The following is a 4581-nucleotide window of genomic DNA, read 5'->3' as shown; positions in this document are numbered from 1 at the left end:
CGCGCCGTCCGCGCCCGCAAGCGGCCCCGCCGTGCCCGGGATGCAGCCAGCGGCCCCGGGGGCGACCCAGACGCCCCCTGCGCCACCCCAGGCTCCGGGCAATCCGCTCACGTGGATCTTCATCGTCTTCGGGATACTCGGGGTCGCGCTTCTCATCGCTTGGGCCGTGCTGGCTCGTCGAGCGGCCGACGGCGAGCCCGAGGACTCAGAGGGCGGCGACAAGCCCGCTTGAGAGACGGCCGGAAACGGCCGCAACGGCCTTGCCGACTGCCTTCGCCTGCCGGAGCAGCTCGCGCGTCGACGGGGACGACAGCTCGGCGACTCCGATGAGGTAGAGGCCGATTCCCGCAAGCTCCTGCACGAGTGTCTCGCCGAGCGAGAACCCCAGGTCCGCGAGAAACCGGCGGAACTGGTTGTGCGCGCAGCGGGTGAGCACGACGGCGTCGGCGAAGATCACTCCGTTCTCGGTGCGCACCGCCCACCGCAACTGGGCGTTGCCCTGAGGCTGTTCGACGAGCGCGAGGTGCTGGGCGCTCACGTCCGTCCTCACGTCGAGGCCGAGGCTCGTGACGTGATTGCGCAAGTGGCGCATGACTTGGAGGTACTCGGCAGAGTCGTCGGAGGAGAGGTCCGCGACCCGCAGCGCCGTGGTCATCGTGCTCGGGGCACCGGACTCGAAGCCGTGCACCGTCACAGTCTCGACGCCTCGCCGGCTCAGCTCGCCCGCCACCGCGAGACCCGAGAGGCCCGTGCCGATCACGACCGCAGTCGTGGACTCCGACGTGGTCGACAGCGATCTGGACACAGGCCGACTCTCCTCCGTTTGGCGGGCAAAAGGACTTGCGTGCGTCGTCCCCCGGGGAAGCACCTTCGGAAGACTACCCGGATTCGGGACTCATCGGTAGGCCCGTCCCGCAGGTGGGAGGGCCTCGGGTCCGGCCCGCCGCCGTCGGAGCTTGACCAGCCCTGTAAACCGACCACCATTGTCCATTAAGGGGCGATTTCGCCTCAGAGGGCCCGTTGCGGCTCAGGGACGAGGAGGACGCCATGGCAGACCAGCCCGAACGGGAGACCGGCCAGAGCCTCGGCGGAGACGCTGCGCTTCCGACCGGCATAGTCGTCGGAGTGGACGGCTCGGATCACGGCCGCTGCGCGCTGATCTGGGCGGCGAAGGAGGCGCAGCGGCGGAGGCGCCCGCTCCACGTCGTCACTGCGTACAGCGTCCCCATCTTCGCGGCCTCGGGGCTCGACGGCGGATACTCGACCATCGACGACACCGTCATCCAAGAGGGTGCGAAGGCAGTCCTCAAGGAAGCGGTCGATTCCCTCGAGGGGTACGACGACGTCGAGATCACCTCGTCCGTCGAGAGCGGCGACGCTGCTGGCGTGCTGCTGCAGTTCTCGGAGACGGCCGAGCTCTTGGTCTTCGGGACGCGCGGCCGCGGCGGCTTCGTGGGCCGCCTCCTCGGATCGGTGAGCAGCGCCCTCCCGGCCCACGCGAAGTGCACGACCGTGACGGTCCCGTTGCGGTTTGCAGAGCGGCTGGGTGAGCGGGTCGGCGATCGGCGGGTCCGTGAAGAGGACGCTCAGGAGAGCCCGAAGGGCGTAGAGCCCGTCGTGGCCGTCGGAGTGGACGGTTCAGAGCAGGCCCGTGCGGCCGTGCTGGTGGCCGCGGAGGAAGCGATGCTGCTCGGCGTCCCGCTGCGAGTCGTGTGTGCGGTGCCGCAGTTCAGCGGGAGCCTCGCGTGGGTTCCAGCACCCGTCGACCGGGAGCAGCTCTTCCGGGACATCCAGACGCAGCTCAAGGCAGGGACGGCGTGGCTCCAGAGCCATTTCCCTGACCTCGAGGTACAGACGAGCCTCGTGGATGGCGCCCCCGTCGACGTCCTCGTGGAGGCGAGCCGCTCGGTCGAGCTCCTCGTCGTCGGAACCCGCGGGCACGGCGGCTTCGCCGGCATGCTCCTGGGCTCGACGACCGATGGTGTGCTTCACCACGCGAAGGGCCCGGTCATGGTTGTTCCTGACCACGAAGATGCGCGTCTCGCCGATCGATCCAAGTTCGGGCCGATGCTGACGACGTAGGAGCTGGCGCGACCTGTGAGAGCTGGCGCGATCCCTGAGAGCTGGCGCGACCCCTAGGAGCTGGCGTGACGGGGTAGGCGCTAGTAGCGGGCCACGGTCGGCCAGACTCCCGACATCCAGGCGAGCGGCGTCACTGTGATCCCATCGGTCGGGTTCAGCGCGTTCACGATCTGACCGTTGCCGATGTAGATGCCCACGTGGTAAAAGCTGCCGGCCGTGCCGAAGACCACGAGATCGCCGGGCTGGGCCGCGGAGAGCGGAACATGGACGGGAGCGGAGTCGTACTGCTCGGTTGCCGTTCGCGGGACCCAGATGCCAGCCGCGTTGAACGAGTACCAGACGAGCCCCGAGCAGTCGAAGCCGGTCGGTCCGGTGCCGCCCCACAGGTAGTAGTTGGGCGCCCCGACCTTGGACATCGCGACGTTGATGGCCGCCTGGATGCCGGAACCCGTGGGTTGGGGGGCTGGCGCGGGTGCTGGCGCTGGCGCCGGTGCCGGAGCAGGCGCGGGTGCTGGCGCTGGCGCCGGTGCCGGAGCAGGCGCGGGTGCTGGCGCTGGTGCCGGAGCAGGGGCGGGCGCCGGAGCAGGGGCGGGTGCCGGGGCAGGGGCGGGGGCGGGCGCCGGGGCGAGCGGAGAAGGCTGGCCGTTGGATGCCGGCTGCAGGGGCGACGTCGATTGGCTCGCGTTGTTGCCCGATGCGGTGACCGGCGAGCCGCTGGCGGAGTTTCCGCTCGCCGTCGTCTGTGTTTGGGCCTGCGCCGCCTGTGCTGGGTTCTGCGCCTGTGGCGCGGTGCTGGAAGAGGCGTTGGTCGACGCGGCGAGAAGGGCGGCGTACTGCTGCTGCTGGCGCTGCCGTTCGAGCCCCGCGACGCGCTCCTGTTCGAGCGCAACCGTCGTGTTCTGGAGGGTTGCGAGCTGCCCCACGAGCGTCGTGTGCTGCGCAGTCGCCTGCTGGACGGCCTGCTGGTATGACGCGTTGGCGGCGTCGGCGGCCGATTTCGCCTGCTCCGCGGCTTTGGCGGCGTTGTCCGCTGCCTGGGCCGCCTGATCGGCTTGGTCACGGAGCTGCTTTGACGCGTCTGCGGCCTGCTGGGCGGAGTTGAAGGCATCGGTGCGTCGCTCGTTGATCGATTGCAGCGCCGCGGCCCGATCCAGGACCGCACCCCCGTTGTCGGCGACGAATGCTTGGACGTTCGGGTTGAGCCCGCCGCTTCGGTAGAGCTCCGCGGCGAGGGCACCGACCGCCTTGCGCGCCGCTTGGTCGGCGGCGTCGGCGGCATCCGCCTTGCTGCGGGCTTGCTGGGCCTGGGTCCGGCGCTGATCGAGGGTCACGAGCGACATGCTGTAGGCGTCGTTGGCGCGCATGGCGTCGGTTGTGCTGTGGGCGAGGGCGTCTTGGGCTGTAAGGATCAGCCCTTCGACACGCGTGACCTCGGCGGCTGTCGAGTCCGCGTTCGCCTTCGCGGCGTTGATCTCCTGAGGGGTCGGGATGCTGGGATCGTCTGCGGTGGCGGGGCCCGCGGCGAGCGTGAGAACAAGTCCCGCAGCAGCGCCGATTGCGGCGAATGCCCGTCCGGCGGACTTCACGTTCATCTCCATGCACACCTCGTAGCCTCGACACATTCCCCGGACGAGGCTACGGACCAATTGTCACAATTGCAACAAAGGTCACAGACGTAGCTTAAACAACAGGAGTGTCATTTCGTCGCAGGAGTTGAGGCGTGTCGTTGGGGCGGGGCTTGAGCGCTAGCCCCAGCCGAGCTCGTGGAGCCGCGCGTCGCTGATGCCGAAGTGGTGCGCCACCTCGTGGACGACAGTCACGAGCACCTCGCGCTCGACCTCCTCGCGGCTGTCGCACATCGCGAGGAGCGGTTCGCGGAAGATCGTGATCCGGTCGGGCAGCGAGCCAGCCGCGTACCAGGAGTCCCGCTTGGTGAGCGGGATCCCTTCGTAGAGGCCCAGAAGCACTCTGCTGGGGTCGTCGTGGGGTCCGGGTTGATAGCGGTCCTCGATGAAGACCGCCACGTTGTCCATGTGGGAGGCGAGCCGCCGCGGGATGCGGGCCAGTGCGGCGTCGACCGCCTCCTCGAACTCGTCCTCGTCCATCCACGCGCCCATGGGCGTCATGCTAGCCGCGCCCCTCCCGGGCGGTCGCGGGCAGCCCCGGGCAGCCGCCGGACGGGCCTCGCGGCGGCGCAGGCGTCGCGATTTGTGGGCGACGGCGGCCACACCGTATAGTTTTCTGCGTCCACTTCGACTGGGATGCCCCGCAAGGGGAGTCTCGTGAGGTTCTCAGGCCCCCATCGTCTAGCGGCCTAGGACACCGCCCTTTCACGGCGGCGGCACGGGTTCGAATCCCGTTGGGGGTACAAGATCTGATTTTGGAGCGCGACCTGCGGGTCTGCTAGGATTTAGATCTTGTGAGCGAGGGAAGCCTCGGACACCACAAGGCCCTGTAGCGCAGTTGGTTAGCGCGCCGCCCTGTCACGGCGGAGGTCGC

Annotated in this window: 4 protein-coding genes, 1 tRNA gene and 1 pseudogene; 3 read left to right on the top strand and 3 right to left on the bottom strand. The window is 69.2% G+C overall.

Going from position 1 to position 4581, the window contains the following annotated elements; genetic code table 11:
• Nucleotides 1-232, top strand: a pseudogene (locus tag V7053_RS17990) (copper resistance CopC family protein); the annotation flags it as partial.
• Here V7053_RS17990 and V7053_RS17985 read toward each other — a convergent pair.
• Complete coding sequence (locus tag V7053_RS17985; protein WP_334173633.1) at nucleotides 206-805, bottom strand: FAD-binding protein; 600 nt, start codon at nucleotides 803-805, stop codon at nucleotides 206-208. The pseudogene V7053_RS17990 and the gene V7053_RS17985 overlap by 27 nt on opposite strands.
• Before the next feature lie 242 nt (nucleotides 806-1047).
• Here V7053_RS17985 and V7053_RS17980 point away from each other — a divergent pair, with 242 nt between their 5' ends.
• Complete coding sequence (locus V7053_RS17980; protein ID WP_334173632.1) at nucleotides 1048-2082, top strand: universal stress protein; 1035 nt, start codon at nucleotides 1048-1050, stop codon at nucleotides 2080-2082.
• A gap of 80 nt (nucleotides 2083-2162) precedes the next feature.
• Here V7053_RS17980 and V7053_RS17975 read toward each other — a convergent pair whose 3' ends face one another.
• Together V7053_RS17975 and V7053_RS17970 are read right to left on the bottom strand one after the other, a co-directional pair.
• Entirely contained in the window at nucleotides 2163-3680 is a 1518-nt protein-coding gene (locus V7053_RS17975) for a C40 family peptidase (RefSeq protein WP_334173631.1), read from the bottom strand.
• Nucleotides 3681-3827: 147 nt separating this feature from the next.
• Entirely contained in the window at nucleotides 3828-4199 is a 372-nt protein-coding gene (locus V7053_RS17970; protein ID WP_334173630.1) for a metallopeptidase family protein, read from the bottom strand.
• Between the two features lie 178 nt (nucleotides 4200-4377).
• On the opposite strand from V7053_RS17970, the gene V7053_RS17965 reads away from it, so the two are divergent.
• A tRNA-Glu gene (locus V7053_RS17965) sits at nucleotides 4378-4450 on the top strand.
• The last annotated feature ends 131 nt before the right edge of the window (nucleotides 4451-4581 follow it).

Origin of the sequence: Sinomonas sp. (assembly GCF_036848755.1) — a bacterium.
In the GTDB taxonomy this organism is placed as follows: domain Bacteria; phylum Actinomycetota; class Actinomycetes; order Actinomycetales; family Micrococcaceae; genus Sinomonas.
Note: the sequence above shows the minus strand (reverse complement) of the source record. Positions and strands in the feature narration are given on the sequence as shown.

Bases quoted from the DNA above. Each gene is read 5' to 3' on its own strand.
- V7053_RS17980 (WP_334173632.1), top strand. From the start codon at position 1,048: ATGGCAGACCAGCCCGAACGGGAGACCGGCCAGAGCCTCGGCGGAGAC.
- V7053_RS17975 (WP_334173631.1), bottom strand. From the start codon at position 3,680: ATGGAGATGAACGTGAAGTCCGCCGGACGGGCATTCGCCGCAATCGGC.
- V7053_RS17970 (WP_334173630.1), bottom strand. From the start codon at position 4,199: ATGGGCGCGTGGATGGACGAGGACGAGTTCGAGGAGGCGGTCGACGCC.